Origin of the sequence: Asticcacaulis sp., assembly GCF_035497195.1 — a bacterium.
Lineage (GTDB): Bacteria > Pseudomonadota > Alphaproteobacteria > Caulobacterales > Caulobacteraceae > Asticcacaulis.
The window spans coordinates 71,540-90,423 of sequence record NZ_DATJDZ010000017.1; the positions used below are offsets into that span (position 1 = coordinate 71,540).

At 59.9% G+C, this 18,884-nt stretch carries 25 protein-coding genes; 19 read left to right on the top strand and 6 right to left on the bottom strand.

The annotated features are described in order from the left end of the window. Positions 1 to 24: 24 nt before the first annotated feature. Genes VL130_RS09175 through nagA form a run of 5 tightly spaced genes read left to right on the top strand, consistent with a single transcriptional unit; the run spans position 25 to position 4,701 of the window. Positions 25 to 933: a BadF/BadG/BcrA/BcrD ATPase family protein gene (locus tag VL130_RS09175; protein ID WP_325362552.1), complete on the top strand. Its 909-nt coding sequence runs from the start codon at positions 25 to 27 to the stop codon at positions 931 to 933. After that, positions 933 to 1,694, top strand: coding sequence for a copper homeostasis protein CutC (locus VL130_RS09180; RefSeq protein WP_325362553.1), 762 nt, complete (start codon positions 933 to 935; stop codon positions 1,692 to 1,694). The genes VL130_RS09175 and VL130_RS09180 overlap by 1 nt, the downstream gene beginning before the upstream one ends. 44 nt (positions 1,695 to 1,738) lie before the next feature. Then, positions 1,739 to 2,479, top strand: a complete 741-nt coding sequence (locus VL130_RS09185; RefSeq protein ID WP_325362554.1) for a GntR family transcriptional regulator — start codon at positions 1,739 to 1,741, stop codon at positions 2,477 to 2,479. 18 nt (positions 2,480 to 2,497) lie between these two features. Then, on the top strand, positions 2,498 to 3,559 hold the full coding sequence (locus VL130_RS09190) for an SIS domain-containing protein (RefSeq protein WP_325362555.1): 1,062 nt from the start codon (positions 2,498 to 2,500) through the stop codon (positions 3,557 to 3,559). Beyond that, positions 3,556 to 4,701, top strand: coding sequence for an N-acetylglucosamine-6-phosphate deacetylase (nagA, locus tag VL130_RS09195; protein ID WP_325362556.1), 1,146 nt, complete (start codon positions 3,556 to 3,558; stop codon positions 4,699 to 4,701). The genes VL130_RS09190 and nagA overlap by 4 nt, the downstream gene beginning before the upstream one ends. 59 nt (positions 4,702 to 4,760) lie before the next feature. On the opposite strand, the gene VL130_RS09200 is transcribed toward nagA, so the two are convergent. The 3 genes from VL130_RS09200 to VL130_RS09210 all read right to left on the bottom strand — a co-directional run bounded on the left by VL130_RS09200 (position 4,761) and on the right by VL130_RS09210 (position 6,325). Continuing rightward, positions 4,761 to 5,177: a YdcH family protein gene (locus VL130_RS09200; RefSeq protein WP_325362557.1), complete on the bottom strand. Its 417-nt coding sequence runs from the start codon at positions 5,175 to 5,177 to the stop codon at positions 4,761 to 4,763. A 72-nt stretch (positions 5,178 to 5,249) separates the two neighbouring features. Next, positions 5,250 to 5,753, bottom strand: coding sequence for a TIGR02444 family protein (locus VL130_RS09205; protein ID WP_325362558.1), 504 nt, complete (start codon positions 5,751 to 5,753; stop codon positions 5,250 to 5,252). Next, positions 5,750 to 6,325: a UbiX family flavin prenyltransferase gene (locus VL130_RS09210; RefSeq protein ID WP_414636244.1), complete on the bottom strand. Its 576-nt coding sequence runs from the start codon at positions 6,323 to 6,325 to the stop codon at positions 5,750 to 5,752. The genes VL130_RS09205 and VL130_RS09210 overlap by 4 nt, the downstream gene beginning before the upstream one ends. 168 nt (positions 6,326 to 6,493) lie before the next feature. On the opposite strand from VL130_RS09210, the gene VL130_RS09215 reads away from it, so the two are divergent. From VL130_RS09215 to VL130_RS09230, 4 genes are all read left to right on the top strand, one after another. Continuing rightward, positions 6,494 to 6,691 (top strand): DUF465 domain-containing protein, encoded by a 198-nt coding sequence (locus tag VL130_RS09215; RefSeq protein WP_325362560.1) that lies wholly within the window; start codon positions 6,494 to 6,496, stop codon positions 6,689 to 6,691. 190 nt (positions 6,692 to 6,881) lie between these two features. Continuing rightward, the gene (locus VL130_RS09220) at positions 6,882 to 7,475 is read left to right on the top strand and encodes a sigma-70 family RNA polymerase sigma factor (RefSeq protein WP_325362561.1); all 594 of its coding nucleotides are present in this window, start codon (positions 6,882 to 6,884) and stop codon (positions 7,473 to 7,475) included. Next, the gene (locus VL130_RS09225; RefSeq protein ID WP_325362562.1) at positions 7,472 to 7,771 is read left to right on the top strand and encodes a hypothetical protein; all 300 of its coding nucleotides are present in this window, start codon (positions 7,472 to 7,474) and stop codon (positions 7,769 to 7,771) included. Before VL130_RS09220 ends, VL130_RS09225 begins: the two co-directional genes overlap by 4 nt. 1 nt (position 7,772) lies before the next feature. Beyond that, entirely contained in the window at positions 7,773 to 8,207 is a 435-nt protein-coding gene (locus tag VL130_RS09230; protein ID WP_325362563.1) for a periplasmic heavy metal sensor, read from the top strand. Here VL130_RS09230 and VL130_RS09235 read toward each other — a convergent pair. Continuing rightward, on the bottom strand, positions 8,204 to 8,668 hold the full coding sequence (locus tag VL130_RS09235) for an Lrp/AsnC family transcriptional regulator (RefSeq protein ID WP_325362564.1): 465 nt from the start codon (positions 8,666 to 8,668) through the stop codon (positions 8,204 to 8,206). The genes VL130_RS09230 and VL130_RS09235 overlap by 4 nt on opposite strands. 214 nt (positions 8,669 to 8,882) lie before the next feature. On the opposite strand from VL130_RS09235, the gene VL130_RS09240 reads away from it, so the two are divergent. From VL130_RS09240 to VL130_RS09250, 3 genes are all read left to right on the top strand, one after another. After that, positions 8,883 to 10,742: an alkaline phosphatase family protein gene (locus VL130_RS09240; RefSeq protein WP_325362566.1), complete on the top strand. Its 1,860-nt coding sequence runs from the start codon at positions 8,883 to 8,885 to the stop codon at positions 10,740 to 10,742. A 98-nt stretch (positions 10,743 to 10,840) separates the two neighbouring features. Next, positions 10,841 to 11,329 (top strand): GNAT family N-acetyltransferase, encoded by a 489-nt coding sequence (locus VL130_RS09245; RefSeq protein WP_325362567.1) that lies wholly within the window; start codon positions 10,841 to 10,843, stop codon positions 11,327 to 11,329. A 267-nt stretch (positions 11,330 to 11,596) separates the two neighbouring features. Further along, positions 11,597 to 12,106 (top strand): GNAT family N-acetyltransferase, encoded by a 510-nt coding sequence (locus VL130_RS09250; RefSeq protein WP_325362568.1) that lies wholly within the window; start codon positions 11,597 to 11,599, stop codon positions 12,104 to 12,106. Here the strand turns inward: VL130_RS09250 and VL130_RS09255 are convergent. Both VL130_RS09255 and VL130_RS09260 read right to left on the bottom strand, forming a co-directional pair. Beyond that, on the bottom strand, positions 12,103 to 12,606 hold the full coding sequence (locus VL130_RS09255; RefSeq protein ID WP_325362569.1) for a type II CAAX prenyl endopeptidase Rce1 family protein: 504 nt from the start codon (positions 12,604 to 12,606) through the stop codon (positions 12,103 to 12,105). The genes VL130_RS09250 and VL130_RS09255 overlap by 4 nt on opposite strands. A 9-nt stretch (positions 12,607 to 12,615) precedes the next feature. After that, on the bottom strand, positions 12,616 to 13,566 hold the full coding sequence (locus VL130_RS09260; RefSeq protein WP_325362570.1) for a hypothetical protein: 951 nt from the start codon (positions 13,564 to 13,566) through the stop codon (positions 12,616 to 12,618). A gap of 116 nt (positions 13,567 to 13,682) precedes the next feature. Between VL130_RS09260 and VL130_RS09265 the strand changes: the two genes are divergently transcribed. The 7 genes from VL130_RS09265 to VL130_RS09295 all read left to right on the top strand — a co-directional run bounded on the left by VL130_RS09265 (position 13,683) and on the right by VL130_RS09295 (position 18,864). Continuing rightward, positions 13,683 to 14,153: a MarR family winged helix-turn-helix transcriptional regulator gene (locus VL130_RS09265; RefSeq protein WP_325362571.1), complete on the top strand. Its 471-nt coding sequence runs from the start codon at positions 13,683 to 13,685 to the stop codon at positions 14,151 to 14,153. Positions 14,154 to 14,278: 125 nt separating this feature from the next. Then, positions 14,279 to 14,926, top strand: a complete 648-nt coding sequence (locus VL130_RS09270) for a LemA family protein (protein ID WP_325362572.1) — start codon at positions 14,279 to 14,281, stop codon at positions 14,924 to 14,926. A 26-nt stretch (positions 14,927 to 14,952) separates the two neighbouring features. Then, a complete protein-coding gene (locus tag VL130_RS09275) occupies positions 14,953 to 15,759 on the top strand; it encodes a TPM domain-containing protein (RefSeq protein ID WP_325362573.1) in 807 nt (268 codons plus the stop codon). A gap of 1 nt (position 15,760) precedes the next feature. Continuing rightward, positions 15,761 to 16,453, top strand: a complete 693-nt coding sequence (locus VL130_RS09280) for a hypothetical protein (RefSeq protein ID WP_325362575.1) — start codon at positions 15,761 to 15,763, stop codon at positions 16,451 to 16,453. A 160-nt stretch (positions 16,454 to 16,613) separates the two neighbouring features. Next, positions 16,614 to 17,867 (top strand): Hsp70 family protein, encoded by a 1,254-nt coding sequence (locus tag VL130_RS09285; RefSeq protein WP_325362577.1) that lies wholly within the window; start codon positions 16,614 to 16,616, stop codon positions 17,865 to 17,867. Positions 17,868 to 17,899: 32 nt separating this feature from the next. Next, positions 17,900 to 18,478 carry a YcxB family protein gene (locus VL130_RS09290; protein WP_325362579.1) on the top strand — a complete coding sequence of 193 codons (579 nt, stop codon included), beginning with the start codon at positions 17,900 to 17,902 and terminating at the stop codon, positions 18,476 to 18,478. 86 nt (positions 18,479 to 18,564) lie between these two features. Then, complete coding sequence (locus VL130_RS09295; RefSeq protein ID WP_325362580.1) at positions 18,565 to 18,864, top strand: YerC/YecD family TrpR-related protein; 300 nt, start codon at positions 18,565 to 18,567, stop codon at positions 18,862 to 18,864. Positions 18,865 to 18,884: the final 20 nt, after the last annotated feature.

Sequence of the window (18,884 nt, forward strand, 5' to 3'; positions counted from 1 at the left end):
GCCAGCCGTGTTATGTTGCCCCTTATGAACAATCCCGATCCCCGTATTCAGCTTTTCGCCGGTGTTGACGGTGGCGGCACCAAATGCCGCGTCCGTCTGCGCAATGCCGAAGGCGTTCTGCTGGGTGAGGCCGAAGGCGGTGCCGCCAATATCCGGCTGGGCCTCAACATGGTGTGGGCCAATATACTGGGTACACTCGACCAGGCACTGGTCCAGGCCGGGCACACCTCCGGCGACTGGGGCAAGATCAGTATCGGCCTCGGCCTCGCCGGCATTGCCTCCGCCGAAGACGCCGAGCGCACTCTCAAGGCCGGCCCGCGATTTGGCCGCTGCGATGCGTCATCGGACGCGCATACCGCCTGCCTTGGCGCCTTTTCCGGACATGACGGCGGCATCCTGATCTCCGGCACCGGCAGCAACGCCTATGCCTGGGTCAGGCAAAAAGGCATTCAGATTGGCGGCTGGGGCTTCGAGGTCTGCGACAACGGTTCGGCGGCGGATCTCGGCCGCAGCGCCATCCGTGCCGCGCTCGAAGGTCAGGACGGCCTGGCGCCCGATACCGATTTCACCCGCGCCGTGATCGGGCATTTCGGCGGCCATCCGTCTGAAATCGTTCATTGGGTCACCACCGCCAAGCCGCGCGACTATGGCGCCCTGGCCCCCTTGGTCATGTCGTTCGTCGATGCCGGCGATACAGTGGCCGTCAGTCTGGTGCAGCGTTCGGCCGACGATCTGGCGCGTTACATCAACCGCCTGCACGCCATCGGCGCGGCCAGGGTCTGCCTGGTCGGCGGCATGGCGCCCATCCTCCTGCCGTGGATCGATCCGCAGGCTCGCGCCCTGCTCGCCGAGCCCGAACACGACGCCCTGGAAGGCGGCCTGCTGATGGCCCACGGTGTCAGCAACGGCCTGAACCAGACGGTGAGCGCGTAATGCCTGACATGTATCACCCCGTCACCAGCCCGCTGCTCGAAGTCGTCGTCGATACGGCGGCGGGCCTGCGCGCGGCGGTCGATAACGGCGCCGACCGGATTGAACTATGCGCGGCGCTTTCCGAAGGCGGGCTGACGCCCTCCAGCGGCCTGATGAAGCTGGCGGCGGAGACAGGTTGCCCGACGCGGGCGATGATCCGGCCGCGCGCCGGCGATTTTACCTACACGGCGGATGAGCTGCATATCATGCACCATGATATCGTGGCTGCGGCCGCGTGCGGACTCGAAGGGGTTGTGCTGGGGGCCAACCAGACTTCGGGGGCGCTGGACGAAGCCGCGATGAGGGGCATGGTGCTGCACGCCAAGGCGCATGGCCTGGCCGTCACCCTGCATCGCGGCTTCGACCTCGTGCCTGATCCGCGGGAAGCGCTCGAAATCGCCATATCGCTCGGCATTGACACCATTCTGACATCCGGCGGCGCTACAGCGGCGGCGCAGGGTATCGAAGGGCTGGCGGCATTGGTGAAACAAGCGGCAGGCCGGATTGAAATCCTGGCCGGCAAGGGCGTCACGACGGAGAATGTCGAGGCGATCCTCACTTCTGGTGTCACCGCCGTCCACGCCTCATGCAGTGCGCCCCTGCCGGCGCACGACAACCGGGCCTTTGCGCTCGGTTACGTCAGCGCCGGAATGCGCGACACCGATGCTCGATCGGTGGCGCAGATAAAATCCATACTGTCCGGGAAAGGCGGCCGCTCATGAGCCTCCACCAACCCCGATCCTATATGACTACAAAGGTTCCAGATATGTCGTTTGCCGAAACCATTGGCCGCCTGACCAAGGATGATCCCGCGCCGCTGTACCTGCAATTGCAGCGACACCTGCGCGACGCCATCCAGAGCCGCCAGTTGCATCAGGACGACGCCATTCCGCCGGAACGCGACCTGGCCGAGGATTTCGACGTCTCGCGCATCACGGTGCGCAAGGCCATTGACGGCCTGGTCTCGGAAGGACTACTGACGCGCCGCCGGGGCGCCGGCACCTTTGTCGCCTCGCGCGTCGAAAAGAGCTTCTCCAAACTGTCGTCGTTCTCGGAAGACATGATCTCGCGTGGCCGTAAGCCCCATTCGGAATGGGTGTCGAAATCCGCCGGCGCGGTCACGCCGGAAGAATCCCTGTCGCTGGGCCTGTCTCCAGGGGCTTTGGTCTACCGCTTCCACCGCGTCCGCTACGCCGACAACACCACTATGGCGCTCGAATATTCGACCATCCCCGGCTACTGCCTGTCATCGCCCGAAGCCGTCACCAGTTCGCTTTATGACGCGCTGGAGAAGACCGGCCACCGCCCGGTGCGAGCCTTGCAACGCTTGCGCGCCGTCGCCTTCCTGCCGGAACAGGCCGAACGCCTTGGCGTCAAACCCGGCGATCCGGGTCTCTTTATCGAACGCCGCGGCTTCCTCCAGGATGGCCGCGCCGCCGAATTCACCCAGTCCTATTATCGCGGAGACGCCTACGATGTGGTCGCCGAACTCAACGATATAAGCTGATACCCTCAAGGAATGACCATGCCCTCTACGCTTACCCAACCGCTCATCAACGCCGAAAAGACGTTGATGTTCTCCGAAGCCGCCGAAGGCGGCGCGGCGGTTGAACGTTTTCTTACCCATAACAAGGTCGCGCTGGCCCGCCTCGGCGCGCGCCTGCAAGCCAATCCGCCGCGCTCGGTTACCACCGTGGCGCGCGGTTCGTCGGACCATGCCGCCACCTATGGCAAGTACCTGATCGAGACCCTGACCGGCGTACCGACCTCGACCGCCGCCATGTCGGTCTCCTCCATCTACGCCGCGCCCGTGGTGGCTGCGGATTCGCTGTGCATCGCCATTTCGCAGTCGGGCCGCTCGCCGGACCTGCTGACCACGGTCGAGGCCCACCGCAAGGCCGGCGCCTATGTCGTGGCGCTCGTCAATGACGAGGCCTCGCCGCTGGCGGCTCTGGCCGACGAACTGTTGCCCCTGTGTGCCGGACCGGAAAAGTCTGTCGCCGCCACCAAGTCCTATATCGCCTCGCTCGGCGGCCTGGCGGCTATCGTCGCCGCCTGGTCGGGTGACGAGGCCCTGACCCACGGCCTGCGTGACCTGCCGGCGCAACTGAACGCCGCCTTTGCGCTCGACTGGACTCCCGCCCTGGCCGTGCTGCAACCGGCGCGTAACCTGTTCGTTATCGGCCGCGGCTACGGTTTCGCCGTCGCCCAGGAAGCGGCGCTCAAGCTCAAGGAAACCTGCGCCCTGCACGCCGAAGCCTTCTCCTCCGCCGAGGTCAAGCACGGCCCGATGGCCATCATCAATGACGGCTTTCCTATCCTCGGTTTCGCCACCTCGGATACGGCCGGCGACGGCGTGCGCGAAGCGGCGCAGGAATTCGCGGCGCGCGGCGCTTCGGTCCTGCTGGCCAATCCGGCCGGCGTTCTGGAAAATACCGTCCATCTGCCGGCCCTGCTGAGCGTGCCGGCGCTGGAACCCATCCTGCAAATCCAGAGCTTTTACCGCCTGGCCAACAGCCTCTCTGTGGCGCGCGGTCTCGATCCCGACAGCCCGCCTCACCTCAATAAGGTCACCAAGACAGTATGACCCCCGTAAGCTTTATCAACGCACAGATCGCCACACCCGATGGCCGGCTGATCAGCGGAACCCTGACCTGCGAAGGCGAGACCATCACGGCGGTCGGCGACCATGCGGCCACCGGTGAGGTGATCGATGTCCAGGGCGGCTATCTGCTGCCCGGCTTTATCGACACCCAGGTCAATGGCGGCGGCGGCGTGCTGTTCAATGACGAGACCACGGCCGAAGGCATCGCCGCCATCGGCGCGGCCCATCGTAAATACGGCACCACCGCCTTCCTGCCGACCCTGATCAGCGACGAACTCAGCGTGATCGACGCCGCCATGCGCGCCACCGAAGACGCTATAGCTCAAGGCGTGCCCGGCGTGCTCGGCATCCATATCGAAGGGCCGTTTATCTCGAAGCAGCGCAAGGGGATCCACAATCCGGAGATGTTCCGCACCCTCGACGCCGAGTCCAAAGCCCTGCTGAAAAGTCTGAAACGCGGTAAGGCGATGGTGACCCTGGCGCCGGAAAACTGCACGCCGGAAGATATCGCCGAACTGGCGGCGGCGGGCGTCATTGTGGCCGCCGGTCATACCAACGCCACCTATGAAACCACAGTCGCGGCGCTCAAGGCCGGCATCACCGGCTTTACCCACCTGTTCAACGCCATGTCGCCGCTCAATCATCGCGCGCCGGGCGTGGTCGGGGCGGCGCTGGAAAACCTGACCAGCTATTCCGGCCTTATCGCCGATGGCCATCATGTTGACTGGGCCGCCCTGCGTATCGCTTTGCGCACGCGTCCGATCGACCGCTTCATGCTGGTGACTGACGCCATGCCAACCGTTGGTTCCGAAACCAAGACCTTCGTGCTCAACGGCCAGACCATTACCGTCCGTGATGGCGTCTGCGTTGGACCGGATGGTACGCTGGCCGGTTCCGATCTCGATATGGCAACGGCCGTGCGCAACACGGTCGAGCATATCGGCCGCACCTTGCCCGAAGCCGCCATCATGGCCGCCACCGCGCCGGCGCACTTCCTTGGCTTGGGGTCATCGCGCGGATCGCTGGCCATCGGTCAGCGGGCGGATATCGTCTGGATGGATGCTGACTTGCGGGTCAGGGGCGTCTTTATTGGCGCCAGGTCGGATGAGACAGTGGCCGCTTAAGGCTCTACCGGCCCCAAACAGGCATAAAAAAGCCCCTCAGCGGGGCTTTTTCTTTTTAATCAGGCGATGATATCCGGGCGGATCTTGTCTTCGATCTTGGCGATCTGGTCACGCAGGGCCAGTTTCTTGCGCTTGAGGCGGGCAATCAGAATCTGGTCCGGCAGGGGCACGATTCCCAGCGCGCTGATCGAATCGTCCAAGTCCTTGTGCTCCTGCTTCAGCAGGGCGCATTCGTTACGCAGGGCCACCACTTCGCCGTCGATCGGCAGTTCGCGAACACGTGGCTCCAGATCGTCCACCTGGGCGGGCGCTTCTTCGGTGACAAGACCGATATAGGTGTGGTCGCCTTCGAGGCGTTGCGCGATGCGGCGCTCGATATCCTTGTCCGAATCCCCCTTGCCGTTTTGGCCATCCGACTTGACCAGATGCAGATTGTCATTTCCGCGCAAGGTCCGGATGTTGCTGTCGTCGTGCATGAGACGCCGACTCCTCTCTGGCTTAAGGGGTTGAAGCTAAAGGACAAAAGGAGGCATGAAAGCCGCCTGATCCTAGAGGTTATACTGCAAAAAACGCCCCGCCGAAAGGGCTTCGATCAGCCGTGACAATCCGGATTCCGGCACACCCCTGCCCCATGTCTGGGATATGACACGCAAATTGGCCATCACCGCCACCTTAACATCATGATTTTCCTCAAATTTTACTGATCCCTCAAGCGAAGTGAGCCTTGTCATCAGTGCTCGCTCGGCTTCCAGCTCGATGGCTTTTATTTTTTCGCGCAAGGGCAGCCGCATGGCCTCGTCCCCCGTTGACAGTTGCGTTTTCAACCGACGGCGCAGGAGTCGCAACGGCACAATCAGTTCATCCGACCAGTTTCGCGCCAATGCGACCGCTTCCGCCGCCAGTGAGTCGCTAATCCCGAAGCCTTCACTGGCCAGCCAGACGGCCCAAAGCAGCAGCGGCACACTCTGGCCGTCCTCGTTCTGCAAGCTGAGACAGGCCTCGGCCACGCCCTCGCCGCCATAGGCCTTAACCGCCCAGTTCCAAAAACTCACAGGCTGATATCCTCGCCCCAGCGCGTCATCGGCACGTCAATATCAAACAGGGCCAGGGTCCGCGCCACGCTCTGCCGCACCATATCATCAAGACTTTGCGGCTTGGTATAGAAGGCCGGCATCGGCGGGGCGACAATGGCGCCCATCTCCGTCACCGCCGCCATGGAACGCAGATGGCCCAGATGCAGCGGGCTTTCCCGCACCATCAATACTAGCCGGCGGCGTTCCTTGAGGCAGACATCAGCGGCGCGGCTGACCAGCGACGAGGTGACGCCCGTGGTGATTTCACCGAGCGTTTTCACCGAACAGGGCGCGATCAGCATACCGAGTGTCTTGAAAGACCCGGACGCGATCGCCGCACCGATATCGGCCGGTTTATAGACGACATCGGCCAGGGCCTGGAGATCGGCCAGCGACAGATCCGTCTCGGCCTCCAGCGACAGCGTCGCGGCCTTTGAGACGACCAGATGCGTTTCGATACCGGCCGCTTTCAGCATCTCCAGCGCCCGAATACCGTAAATTGCTCCGGACGCGCCACTTATGGCCACAATAAGACGTTGATTGGGTTTCATTTTATCATTCGTCATGACGTAAAACTGTTTAACACACCCTATACTATAATTCTCTCGTTACCGTGATCAAATGAAACGGATTGTGATTCTACATTGCCGCCATACGAGTGTTCTCTATGAGGGCCGGGACATTGGGGTTCCGGCGTTTGTGACATTGAAGGACATCCTATGGCTATTGAAGCGAGAGTTCGCGAACTCGACCTGCGTCATCAATCCCTCAAAACGATCATTGCCCGCGAGGAGCGAAGCCCCTCCGTGGATTCTCTATACCTAAATGAACTCAAGAGAAAGAAGCTCAAACTCAAGGAGGAGATTGAGCGGATCAAGACCATTCAGCGACAGGACGTATTGGAAACCGTCCAGTAAGTCTCGCCTGAGACGCTAAATCAAAAGAATTCTGAATGCGCCAGGTTCGAGCGGCGCAGCAGAAAAAACCTCCGGGAGCAGGCGATCCCGGAGGTTTTTCTTTGCCATTATTGGGGACCGCAGGTTTTTCGCCGCCCGCTGCGTATCATCTTCAGCCGGCTTGATCGGATGGAGAGACAGGCGTAGATCAGTGAGATATTTCCTCGACATGGCGGATGGCGGGCCGTTTGCAATACCGATGACGACCCTCCAGACAGATGAACAGCTCATGACGCAGGTGGTGCGCGGGGATTCCGCCGCCTTCCGGCAACTGGCGGGCCGTCATCTGGGCCGCGCCTACGCCATCGCCTTTCGTCTGGTGCATAACCGCGAAGACGCCGAAGAGGTGGCGCAGGAAGCCGTGTCAAAGGTCTGGCAAAAGGCCGCGCTTTTCGATCCCTCGCGCAGCGCTTTCGGCACCTGGTTTTACCGCATCGTCTCCAATGCCGCGCTCGATCGTCTGCGCCGGCGAAAACCACCGTCCGAAAATCTCGACGATTACAGCGAGCAATTGAGCGACAACGCCCCGACCGGTGAGGATTTGCGTATCATGGCGGACGCTTCCCGCCATATCAAACAGGCCATCGCCGCCCTGCCCCCGACGCAGCAAATGGCCATCACCCTCGTCTATTACGAAGACTTTTCGCAAGCCGAGGCCGCCCGCATCATGAACATCACCACCAGCGCCCTGGAGGCCCTTCTGTTCCGCGGAAAGAAGGGACTCAAGCAAAGATTGACGCCATGACAGATCCAATCGATTCCGAACTGAAATCACACCTGCGCCAATGGGAGATGCCCCCCCCCGCGCCAGATATGCACGCACGCCTGATTAACGAGGCCCTTCGCCACCCGCAACAAAAACCGTGGCGGCAGATCGTGACAGAAAACGCCCGGCGCGCCCTGACCGAATGGCAATACGCCATCGGTTACAAACTGGCAGCCCTGGCGGGCTGTGTGGCGCTCGGTCTCGGCATCGGGATCGCCGCCGGGGAGACGCTGGATATCGCCGGCGTCGCCCTGATGGCTGGCATAGGCGGCTAGGATGAAACCCAACTGGAAAACAGGCGCCCTCATCGCCGTGCTGCTCGGTTTGAATGTGATTCAGGGCGCCATATTACTCGGTCTTTATATCAAAACCCGGCATGACACTGCGCCGATCGCCCTGAGCGAGGCGCATATCGCGCAGATGCCGGCGCCGACCCAGGCGGCGGTCAAGGCCAGCCTGGCTGACGCCCAACCGGTGCTGCGCGCCCGATTGACAGAGGTGCGCAAGGCGCGACGCGACCTCAAACATTACATCGCCAGCCCGCATTATAACCGCGCCGAAGCGCAGAAACGCTTCGCCGCCCTGCGTGAAAAGAACAATCAGGCGCAGATCGTGGCGCAGGATATGCTGCTCAATGCCGCCGACAAACTGCCGCCCGCAGACCGCGCCGATGTCGTCAAGGCGATCAGCGACGACGATACGTCGAATTAGCCCATCTTCACAGTGCGGATGGAGAAGCTCGACGCCAGTTTCGAGACGCCTGGCATGATACTCAACACATCACGGTGGACGTCCTCATAGGACAGACTTTCGCGCAGGACGATTTTCAGCAGGTAGTCCGCCTCGCCCGACATCAGGTGGCATTCCTCGATGGCGGCGCAGGCCAACGCCGCCTTCTCGAACTTCTCGAAGGTCTCGCGGCGCTGGTCGGTCAAGGTGACATGGACGAACACCGTCCCCTGCTTGCCCTGGACGTTTTCGGCGATGACGGCGCGATAGCCGGTGATGACGCCCTTCTGCTCCAGGATTTTCACACGACGGTGCGCGGCGGAAGGCGAAAGCCCCACAGCTTCACCGAGTTCGGCCGAGGTGGCGCGGGCATCAATGCGCAAGACCTTGATCAGTTCGCGGTCGAACGAATCAAGATCGGAAAATTTGTCGTTATTTGCCATGAAATTGAGAATATATCCTCTCACTTGCCGGATCAAGCGACAAAATTCGAGAAATTACCCCTGCAACAGGATCATGTTAGTTGAAAACATAATGGAAGCTGAAGTTCAATTAAGCCGCCTGATCTCCGGCATTATTTCTCTGCGGTCAGGCTTTGTACATCAAAGTGTCACCGTACAGGCTTTATGACGTGTCAGCGTTTGTGAGGAGCCTGCCATGATGATGAAATCCCGTCGTTTGACCCGAAACCTGTGTCTGACGGTCTTCGGTTTTCTGGTCGCCAGCGGCGTAGCTCACGCGGCCGACAAGCCGAGAAACGTTATCGTCTTCGTCGCCGACGGCCTGCGCTATGGCATCGTCAATCACGACACCGCGCCGACCTTCGCCGATATCCAGAAAAACGGCGTCGACTTCCGTAATTCGCACTCGGTCTACCCGACGGTTACCACCGCCAATGCCTCGGCCATCGCCACCGGTCACGGCATCGGCGATACCGGCGAATGGTCGAACGCCATCGTCCTGCCGCCTCTGAAATCCGAACCGGGCATCGTCCATTTCATGGAAAGCGACCTGATCCTGAAGGAAACCAACGGGATCTACGGCAACAACTATTTCAACGAAATGAGCTTGCTCGCCCTGGCGCGCCAACATGATTACCAGACCGCCGCCATCGGCAAGGAAGGCCCCGTTCTGATCCAGGACATCACGGCTTCTGACGGCGCGAGCACCATTTTTATCGACGACTCGACCGGAACCTATTGGGAAAAGGATCACGCCATTCCGCTTGATCCGGCCGTTGTTCAGGCCATGAAGGACGCCGGCGTTGAAACCATGGCGCGCGATCGCGGCCTTAATCAATCCGCCGGCGCCTATAACCTGCCGGGCGTTATGGTGGCCAATATCTATCAGCAGCAGTGGTTCACCGACGTCGCCACCAAGGTGATCCTGCCGCGCTTCGTCGCCAGCGGCAAGCCGTTCGCCCTGGTCTACTGGTCGCGCGATCCCGATGGCACCCAGCACAACACCGGCGACAGCCTCAACACCCTGTCGCCCGGCATCAACGGCCCGACCTCTCTGGCGGCCGTACGCAATGCCTCCGACAACCTGCAAGCCCTGATCGACAAACTGAAAGAACTGGGCGTCTACGACAATACCGATATCTTCGTCACCGCCGATCATGGTTTTTCAACTATCAGCCGCCAGTCGAAGACCTCCTGGGCGGCGAAGCAGTCCTACCCGGACGATACGATGAAGGGCTTCCTGCCGGAGGGATTTCTGGCGCTTGATCTCGCGCGCGACCTGAAACTGCCGATCTTCGACGCCTATAATACGCCGATCAACGTCATCCATGGTGATCACCCGAAGAACAGCGCGTCAATCGGCGCCGATCCGGCCCATCCCGATATCACGGTCGCTGAATCCGGTGGATCGGACCTGATCTATCTCGACCCGGCCAAGGCAAAAGACCTGGCGCCCAGGATCATCGCCGCTCTGACGAAACAGGATTATGTGGCTGGCCTGTTTGTCGATGACGAACTGGGGCCGATCCCCGGCGCCTTGCCGATGGGCGCGGTCGGCCTGCGCGGTGCGGCCCTCACCCCGCGCCCGGCCATCTATGTCAGCTTCTCGGACTACACTCTGCCCTCGTGCCTGAAAAAATGGCTTCTGCCGGAACTGTGCTCCGTCATGATCACCGACACCAACCTGCAACAGGGCCAAGGCAATCATGGCGGTTTCACCCGCGCCAATACGCGCAACTTCATGGCCGCCATAGGGCCGGATTTCAAGGCGGGCTATGCCGACCTGGCGCCGGTCTCCAATGCCGATATCACGCCCACCCTGGCGCATGTACTGGGCTTCGATATGCCTGCAAAAGGCACGCTGAAAGGCCGCGCTATCGGTGAAGCACTGGTCAGCGGCCCCGCAACGACCGACAGCACGCCGCACGTCATGCGTTCGACACCGGCCGCCAACGGCTTCATCACCGTGCTGGAAAGCCAGAGCGTCGGAGCAGAGACCTATCTCGATGCCGCCGGTATGCCTGGCCGCGTGGTCGGGCTCAAGACAACGAAATAAGCTGTTTGATTACAGTATTATTTTCTTGGTGTTTCTGGAATTGTACAACATAGTCTCTATCTAAGGACAGGAAACGCTTGGATAAACAGGAAGAAACTATGGCCAGAACCGTCCGGATACGTCGTATCGGCGTTGATGAACTGGAAATTGTCCGCGAACTGGCCTTGATCATCTGGCCGAAATGTTATCGCAACATCATCGGCCCCGATCGGGTCGACGCCATGCTGGCCGTCCTCTACGCTACCGATACGCTCGAACGTGAAATGTTGACTGAGGGCCATATCTTCTGGATCGCCCGCGTCAATGAGATCGATGTCGGGTATGCCTCCGCCTATACAGATGGCGGTCGTCTGTGGCTGAAAAAACTGTATGTCCGTGATGAGTTCCGCGGCCTTGGCCTCGGCAAGGCGCTGATCGAGACGGCGCTTGGTCATTTTACCGCCGAAGACCTGGCGCTTTACGTCAACAAGGACAATACGCCGGCGATAAACTATTACCTGCGCTCAGGTTTCCAGGTCGAAGCCGAGGTGCCTGTACAGATGGGCCCCTATGCGTTTACCGATTACGTTATGCAGCGGGCGCTGTAAATTCAGCGAATGACAGCGTTCGCCAGAATTTATATTTACGTCTCATTAACTATACGCGCGTGACGCGAAATCACGTAGCATAACAAGCCTGTTACCACTCATTTAACAACTTAACCGCGCACAATTTCCGTGTTAACCTCTCCTAACGATTTATTAAAACAGAGGCGACACAAAGCTCGCCCTAATTTCGCGCATATTATAGAGCCAGCTAAAGCCCGATCTGAGGACGTGCCTTACCCACTCACCCAGACGTTATGGAGCCACACCATGACCCCGATGCCGCAAACCCGCCCTGTCTCCGTTTCCGAACTCGATATCGTCCGTGATCTCGCCATGCAGATCTGGCCGAAATCCTACCGCGCCAGTGTCCCGCCCGACCAGATCGACTCCCTTGTCAGCCAGACCTTTGATCTTGATCGGCTGGAAGACGACATTATGCAGCGCGGCCATGTCTATCTCGTCATATATGTCGGTCGCATCGCTGTCGGCTTCTGCTCGGCGCACCTCGAAAGCACCCGTATCTGGATCACCAAACTGTGTGTTCTGCCCGATTTCCGCGGCTTCGGCCTCGGCAAGGCGCTGATCCGCGCCGCGCAGGACTATTTCGCGCCGGCTGAGGATGTCGTCATGTGCATCCACAAGGATCACGATCCGGCGGTCAATTTCTGCCTGCGCAGCGGTTTCAAGATTGCCCGTGAAATCCCGTCGGAATTAGGCGGCCTGACCGATTACGTCATGCACAAGCATATGCCGCAAGCTCAGATGTGCGCAGCCTAGCGTAACAACTGAGCGATATCCGGCCCGCCAAAAAACACCTGCCACGCCCACACTAACAGGCCATGCAGGATGACGGCGGGCCATATCGATCCGGTGCGGTAGCGCATCAATGCGCAGCCTGTACCCAAAATGGCGGCACACAGCAGGAAGATCGGGCGGAGAAAAAGTCTCGCGCCCGAAAGCAGCACCAATGCCTCAAAGACGTGCCAGACCACAAAGAGAAGGATGGCAAATGTCATCCAAATTATCGGGTGATGCACTTCGCCCCTGTCAGGTATCAGCAGGCCGCGAAAGATCAATTCCTCGGTAAAAGCCGGTACGCACAGAGCGCTGATCAGGCGTAATAGCCAGCCGTCGAGCCGTGGCTGCCAGGTCAGCAACCCGCCAAGCCCGGCCACTATACCGATCAGTAAAAGACTCAGCGCCCCGATGAGGAAGCACTGAACCCCGCCGTGTGCATCCGGCCATGTCAGAAGTGAGCGTTTAAGGCGACGGATCATCCCGTCAGCTTACGCCTTTTTGCGCAGGGCGTGAACCGACAGCCAGATCATCAGCAACGCGCCCAAAGCATCGAGGATGGCCTTGCCGTAGAAATCGAAGCCGCCGTCCTGGAAGGCAAGGAACATCAGCGCACAATTCCCCCAGACCATGCTGTAGGTCATGGCGATCATATGCGATACGCGCCATTGCGGCGAGGCCAGCCAGCGCGGCACCAGGACCAGCATCAAAACCGTCAGAACCAGCCCCGCCGCCACCGGCGCCAGTGGCGTTATTTGCGGCGCGATGCCCATCGCTAAAGCGAGCAACGCAAAAATCAATCCGCTCGTCAACACGCCCAACACGGCCATGACGACCGGGTGCGGCGGCGTCAGCGGTTTGGCGGGCGCGGCCAGGACGCGGCGCGCCGGCCCCAGCGCCAGCAGCAGCACAGCGGCAAGCGCCACGGCCCCTGTCACGGCCATATTCACCGGCAGGACATAGGGCGACAGGTGAAAGACCATTGGCCGCGCCGACATGTTCCAGCCGTACCACGCGGCGTAGCAGGCCGGCAGGAAGAGCACCAGCAGCGGAATCATGCCCCCGATGTTGAGCCAGGTCTCCTCCCGCCGTTTCGGAAAGATCATCTCGCACAGCGCCACCGGGATCAGCACGACGAAGATCGCTTCATACAGCACCGCCCAGATGAAATAGACATAGTTGAAGCCGAAAGCACGGGCGTATTCGACGCCTTTCAACTGGACGACCAGCGATGCGAATGAGGTCTGCTGGATCAGCAGTTCCTCCGCCATGGACAGCGCTACCGCCAGCAGCACCAGATTGAACCAGCCCAACCGGAAGCGCCGCACGAAATAGCGCGCGAATACCGCGCCGGAACCCCAGATCAGCATTTCGATCGGAAAGACGAAAGACGACGACACCCGCGTCGCGCCCGGCAAAAGTTCGGCAATCAGCGGCGCCATGACCAAAAGACTCAGGGCGGGCAGTATTTTATAAAACCAGGATTTTTTCTCAGTTTTTTCAGTTTCCGGCATGAGATTTTTCTTTCCTTTTAAAAAATCTCACGTATAAATATCTTATGTCTAAGATAAATACAAGTCGCAATCTCGGCCGCGAACTGGCGACGGCCGTCATTACCTTCCACGAAACCGTCGCGCGCACGCTTGGCATGAGCGCGGCGGAAAGCCGCTGCCTCGGTGTATTGAATGATTTTGAGATAGCCACCCCCGGCCAATTGGCGCAGGCGACCGGCCTGACCACCGGCGCCATCACCGGCATTGTCGACCGGCTGGAAAAGGCAGGTTACGCTAAACGCGAACCCAATCCGGACGACCGCCGCAGCCTGCTGGTCCGCATTCGCCAACCAGAAAAAATCGCGCAGATACTGGGGCCGATCTATGGCTCCCTGAGCGCCGCCATGACCCAGATGTCAGGCCAGTATACGCCGGAACAACTGGCCGTTATCGACCGCTATCTCAGCCAGACCATCGACGTACTCAAGGTAGAGACGGAAAAGCTGAGGGCTGGAGGCAAGCCTTTGCAAGGCTAAGTGCGCCGGGAATGAAACCGCCCCTTTTGTCCCTCTTTAAATTGCGCTAAGAAGGACCACATAATCACGGTGTGGGGGCGCGTTCGGCTTCCTTCCGCGCATTGGGCAACAAAGGAGCGCCTTTCATGAAATTTTCGCGTATTCTCGGTCTTGTCGCTGTGGCCGGCCTGGCGCTGAGCCTCGCCGGCTGTGGGGTCAACAATATCCCCACCAAGCAGGAACAGGCCAAGCAATCCTGGGCCGATGTCCAGAACGCCTATCAGAATCGCGCCGACCTGGTGCCTAACCTCGTCGCCACCGTCAAGGGCGCCGCCGCCCACGAGGAAGGCACCCTGACCGCCGTGGTCGAGGCCCGCGCCAAGGCGACTTCCGTGAACGTCGATGCCTCGACAATCAATGACCCGGCCAAGTTCAAGCAGTTCCAGCAGTCGCAGGACGGCCTGTCCTCAGCGCTCGGCCGCCTGATGGTTATCCAGGAAGCCTACCCTAACCTGAAGGCCAATGAGAACTTCCTGACCCTGCAAAGCCAGATCGAGGGCGTCAACAACCGCATCACCGTGGCCCGCCGCGATTACAATGCCGCCGCGACCGCGTATAACCTCTCCTTGCGCACCTTCCCGAGCGTGATCTGGGCGAAGACCCTCTACGGCTCCAGCAAGCCGATGGAACTCTTCACCGCTTCGGCCGGCGCCGAAACCGCGCCTGTCGTCAATTTCGACAAGCCCGCAGCCCCTGCCGCCACCGCACCGGCAGCCGCGCCCGCTTCGAACTAAGTCAGTAGCTAGCAAGGCCACCCGGAATGAACCGTTTTCTTAAACCCTTCTGGGTGGTCTTGGTTGTGCTTATGGCCGGTCTATTGGCCGGTCAGGCTTTTGCCGAACCCAAATACCCCGACCTGAATAACCAGCGCGTCGTCGATGACGCGCACCTGCTTTCCGAAGCCACCAAGGCCGACCTGACTCTCAAGCTCAAAGGGCTGGAAGACGCTACCACCGATCAGGTGGTCATTGTCACCGTGCCGGATCTGGAAGGCTATGATATCGCCGACTACGGCTATCAGCTCGGTCGTCACTGGGGCATTGGCCAGAAGGCCGGCGGACCGGCGGCCAGCAACGGCCAGACCTACAAGGACAACGGTATCCTGCTGATCGTGGCGCCCAATGAGCGCAAGGTCCGCATCGAGGTCGGTTACGGGCTTGAGCCGGTGATGACCGACGCCATGTCTTCCCTCATCATCCAGCGCGCCATCCTGCCGCAGTTCAAGGCGGGCGATTATTCCGCCGGCATCGTGGCCGGCACCGACCAGATCATCGCGCAACTGGCGCAGGATCGTCAGGTCGCCATTCAAAAAGCGCAGGCCGCACAAACGGCCGCCGATACCGGTGGCAGCCGCAAGGGCGGCCTGCCTCTGCCCCTCATTATTTTCATCATCATCATCTTTGTGATGTTCTCACGTGGCTGGCTGCCGTGGTTCCTGCTTGGCAGCCTGCTGGGCGGCGGACGTGGCGGCGGTGACTGGGGCGGCGGAGGCGGCTTCGGCGGCGGCGGCGGATTCAGTGGTGGCGGCGGCTCGTTCGGCGGCGGCGGCAGTTCGGGGAGTTGGTAGCATGACCTTGAAAATAGACCACAGCCGCATCAATGCGGCCATCTCTAGGGCCGAGGAAATAACCTCCGGCGAAATCACCTGCGTGATCAAGTCCAAGGCGCTCGATTACGGCGAAACCCCGCTCGGCTGGGCAGCGGTCGCGGCCTTTATCGCCCCCCTGCTCCTGGCCACCTTCGGCGCCCTGCCGCATGAGTGGCTGGAACCCCTGATGAGCCGCCTCTTCGGTTGGAACGGTATCGGCGTCAGCGGCGATTTCGCCGACTGGGAAGTGCTGATCAGCTATGGCTTCCTGCAAGTCATCGTCTTCGCCCTTGTCTATGCGCTGATCCGTTTCACCGGGCTGAAACTCTGGCTGACGCCCAAGGCGACGCGCAACCGCAAGGCCCACCAGAAGGCGATGGAACAGTTCTACGCCCGCGGCCTGCACCTGACCCAGGCCCAGACCGGCGTCATGATCTTCTGCGCGCTGGAAGAACATTTTGTCGATGTCATCGCCGATGCCGGTATTTATGCCAAGGTCGACAAGACCTTATGGAACGAGACAGTGGCCGTGTTGCTGAAGCATGTGAAGGGCGGCGACCTGACCGGCGGCTTCGAGGCGGCGGTTGAGAAATGCGGCGAGGCCCTGGCCGTGCACTTCCCGCCGGGCGAGGACAATCCCAACGAACTGCCGGACGTGCTGATCGAAATTTAAGGCCGCATATCTTGTACCTCCCCACCTCTGGTGGGGAGGGGAACCGACGCGAACTTGCGCGTTGGTGGTGGGGTTTCTTGCTTCCTCAAACACTTCCCGCTGGCTTTTCCTCAAGCCCACCGCTAAACAGCGCCTCCCCTTCTCCCCAAGGTTTGCGTTCATGTCCCGTCCCTATTGCGGTATCGACTTCGGTACATCCAATTCCGCAGTCTGCGTCGGCACTGAGGACGACCTGCAACTGGTGCCGGTTGAAGGCGACTCCGTCACCCTTCCCTCCGCCATCTTCTTCAATTTCGAGACCGGCCGCGTCAGCATTGGCCGCGAGGCGATCGCGCAGTATCTCGACGGTTACGAAGGCCGCCTGATGCGCGCGCTGAAATCGATCCTCGGTTCGCGGCTGATCTCGGAAACGACGCAGATTGGCACCCGCCGGCAGGATTTCCGCGCCATCATCGGCTACTATATCTCCGAACTGAAGAAGCGCGCCGAGGACTTCTGTGGCGAGACTATCGAGGACGTGGTGCTGGGGCGCCCGGTCCATTTCGTCGATGGCGATCCCGAAGCCGATGCCCGCGCCGAGGCCGAACTGCGCGGCATCGCCGAGGCGCAAGGCTTCCGCAACATCTCGTTTGAATATGAACCGCTGGCGGCAGCGCGCGACTATGCGCAGAATCTGATCGCCGAGGAAATCGTGCTGGTGGTCGATATCGGCGGCGGCACATCCGACTTCTCGGTGCTGCGCTTAGGCTCCGGGCAGCGCGAAATGCTTACTCGTGATATTCTGGCCAATGCCGGCATCCATATCGGCGGCACCGATTTCGACACCCGTCTGAGCTTAGATACCGCCATGCGCGATCTCGGCTATCGCGGCAAGCTGAAAAACGGCAACGAGATGTCGAGCCAGCCCTATTTCCAACTGGCGACCTGGCACCTGATCAACTTCCTCTACACGCAGAAGGTCATGACCTCCCTGCGCCAGACCCACTATCTCTCTGGCGAGCGCGAAAAGACCGCGCGGCTACTGGAGGTCATCGAGCGCCAGGCCGGCCACGATATCGCCAACCGCATCGAAAAGGCCAAGATCGCGCTGTCGGACTCTGATACGACAACGGTCGATTTCACCGCCATCGATCCCGACTGGCAACTCGATATCGACCGCGACACCCTGATAAGCAGCGTCGAAAAGGAAGTGGCGAAAGTGGTGGCTACGGCGCTGGAAACCGTTACGGAACGCGCCGGTCTGGAAGCCGATGCGGTCCAGACCCTGTTCATGACCGGCGGCTCGACTGCCCTGCCCGGTTTTGAAGCGGGGATGCAGGCGGCGTTTCCGAAGGCACAGATGAACTATGGCGACCGGTTTTCGTCTGTGGCCAGTGGGTTAGGTTTGGCGGCGAAGGAACAGTTTGGCGGTTGACGAAGGAACGGCAAAACTGCACAACCTCAGACATGCACGATACCAAGACAGAAACGCCAGAATTCAAACTAACACTGCGCGATTTCAGCGCATTTTATAGCGAGTGGCGTAAGCGAAATATGCTATTCAAGACTGAAGTCAGGCGTCTAGCACTTTATATGTTCCTGCTCAGCGCCGTACTCCTATGGAACTCCCGCGAAAGTCTGATCTTTCCTGGGATAAGTATGGCCACAAAAGGTATGGCGATCGGCTTTCTCGTTATTGCTATAGTAATTTTGGCTCTACTTTTGGCTGCGTTTCTGGTTTTTATATTAAGCCCAGCTCTTATTTACATTTGGCAAGCTGTGCGATTTCTGAGTGGTCCGGTCCGTAAATACCCACAAAGTCTGAAAGCATCGCTTGAAGGTATTATTAAAACGGTTAATGGCACTAGCCATACGACTGCTTGGGCTGACGTGCTCGACTTCGTTGAAACGAAAAGAACTTTGTTGATCTTTACGGGTAAGAACAGCGCACTTATTATTCCGAAATCAGCTTTTGCCTCAAACGAGGTAGCCTCTGATTTCGTAGACGTTTTAAATACCTTTAGAGCTATCGGCCTCAGAAGCTAAACTTCTCATCAATTGCTGCATTTTCAGCTTGCGCCTTTGCTTGTCCTGCTGTATCAGCACGATAATACGCTACTACAGTGATACAGATGACTATCGACACGAAAATCAGCAAGCAGGATTCCGACACGCTCGCCGAGGCGCTGCTCGGTCTGGAATCGATCGAAGAGGTGAAAGCCTTTCTCGATGATCTGTGTACACCCTCGGAACTGCGGGCTTTCGCCGAGCGGTTCAAGGTGGCGCGCCTGCTCGATGAAGGCCAGTTGTCGTACCGCGAGATTTCCGAGCGCACCGGCGCCAGCACCACCACCGTCACCCGCGTGGCCCGCTTCTTAAGGGAAATGCCGCATCAGGGGTACCGGCGGGTGCTGGACAAGATGAAAAAGTAAGACCTCCCCCTGATTTCAGG

Coding starts and splice junctions, on each gene's coding strand:
- VL130_RS09200 (WP_325362557.1), bottom strand. CDS start 5,177: ATGCACGACGACAGCAACATCCGGACCTTGCGCGGAAATGACAATCTG.
- nagA (WP_325362556.1), top strand. CDS start 3,556: ATGACCCCCGTAAGCTTTATCAACGCACAGATCGCCACACCCGATGGC.
- VL130_RS09215 (WP_325362560.1), top strand. CDS start 6,494: ATGGCTATTGAAGCGAGAGTTCGCGAACTCGACCTGCGTCATCAATCC.
- VL130_RS09245 (WP_325362567.1), top strand. CDS start 10,841: ATGGCCAGAACCGTCCGGATACGTCGTATCGGCGTTGATGAACTGGAA.
- VL130_RS09265 (WP_325362571.1), top strand. CDS start 13,683: ATGTCTAAGATAAATACAAGTCGCAATCTCGGCCGCGAACTGGCGACG.
- VL130_RS09185 (WP_325362554.1), top strand. CDS start 1,739: ATGTCGTTTGCCGAAACCATTGGCCGCCTGACCAAGGATGATCCCGCG.
- VL130_RS09285 (WP_325362577.1), top strand. CDS start 16,614: ATGTCCCGTCCCTATTGCGGTATCGACTTCGGTACATCCAATTCCGCA.
- VL130_RS09295 (WP_325362580.1), top strand. CDS start 18,565: ATGACTATCGACACGAAAATCAGCAAGCAGGATTCCGACACGCTCGCC.
- VL130_RS09190 (WP_325362555.1), top strand. CDS start 2,498: ATGCCCTCTACGCTTACCCAACCGCTCATCAACGCCGAAAAGACGTTG.
- VL130_RS09260 (WP_325362570.1), bottom strand. CDS start 13,566: ATGGCGCCGCTGATTGCCGAACTTTTGCCGGGCGCGACGCGGGTGTCG.
- VL130_RS09255 (WP_325362569.1), bottom strand. CDS start 12,606: ATGATCCGTCGCCTTAAACGCTCACTTCTGACATGGCCGGATGCACAC.
- VL130_RS09290 (WP_325362579.1), top strand. CDS start 17,900: ATGCACGATACCAAGACAGAAACGCCAGAATTCAAACTAACACTGCGC.
- VL130_RS09240 (WP_325362566.1), top strand. CDS start 8,883: ATGATGATGAAATCCCGTCGTTTGACCCGAAACCTGTGTCTGACGGTC.
- VL130_RS09275 (WP_325362573.1), top strand. CDS start 14,953: ATGAACCGTTTTCTTAAACCCTTCTGGGTGGTCTTGGTTGTGCTTATG.
- VL130_RS09225 (WP_325362562.1), top strand. CDS start 7,472: ATGACAGATCCAATCGATTCCGAACTGAAATCACACCTGCGCCAATGG.
- VL130_RS09210 (WP_414636244.1), bottom strand. CDS start 6,325: ATGAAACCCAATCAACGTCTTATTGTGGCCATAAGTGGCGCGTCCGGA.
- VL130_RS09270 (WP_325362572.1), top strand. CDS start 14,279: ATGAAATTTTCGCGTATTCTCGGTCTTGTCGCTGTGGCCGGCCTGGCG.
- VL130_RS09175 (WP_325362552.1), top strand. CDS start 25: ATGAACAATCCCGATCCCCGTATTCAGCTTTTCGCCGGTGTTGACGGT.
- VL130_RS09280 (WP_325362575.1), top strand. CDS start 15,761: ATGACCTTGAAAATAGACCACAGCCGCATCAATGCGGCCATCTCTAGG.
- VL130_RS09235 (WP_325362564.1), bottom strand. CDS start 8,668: ATGGCAAATAACGACAAATTTTCCGATCTTGATTCGTTCGACCGCGAA.
- VL130_RS09230 (WP_325362563.1), top strand. CDS start 7,773: ATGAAACCCAACTGGAAAACAGGCGCCCTCATCGCCGTGCTGCTCGGT.
- VL130_RS09180 (WP_325362553.1), top strand. CDS start 933: ATGCCTGACATGTATCACCCCGTCACCAGCCCGCTGCTCGAAGTCGTC.
- VL130_RS09250 (WP_325362568.1), top strand. CDS start 11,597: ATGACCCCGATGCCGCAAACCCGCCCTGTCTCCGTTTCCGAACTCGAT.